1 protein-coding gene is annotated in these 272 nt (G+C 73.5%); it reads left to right on the top strand.

Features of this window, described 5'->3' with window-relative positions:
* Nucleotides 1-272: polysaccharide lyase family 8 super-sandwich domain-containing protein (locus OOT08_RS18840; RefSeq protein ID WP_325094435.1), on the top strand; the 272-nt coding region annotated here is incomplete at both ends.

Genomic DNA, 272 nt, shown 5'->3' with positions numbered 1-272 from the left:
CGGCTGCCCGGCACCACCGTCTCCACCAAGCGCCTGGCCGACCGGGCGGGCGGCGAGTGGGGCGCACCCAAACCGGACGTGCGATGGGTCGGCGGCGCGACCGACGGCGAGTACGCGGCCGTGGGCCAGCACCTCAAGGGGCTCGGCTCCACACTGGAGGCCCGCAAGTCCTGGTTCTTCCTCGACGACGCCGTGGTCTGCCTGGGCGCCGGCATCACGTGCGCGGACGGCGTACCGGTCGAGACGGTCGTGGACAACCGCAACCTGGGGGA

Source organism: Leucobacter sp. M11 (genome assembly GCF_035726885.1).
Taxonomy (GTDB): Bacteria; Actinomycetota; Actinomycetes; order Actinomycetales; family Microbacteriaceae; genus JAPFRB01.
Note: the sequence above shows the minus strand (reverse complement) of the source record. Positions and strands in the feature narration are given on the sequence as shown.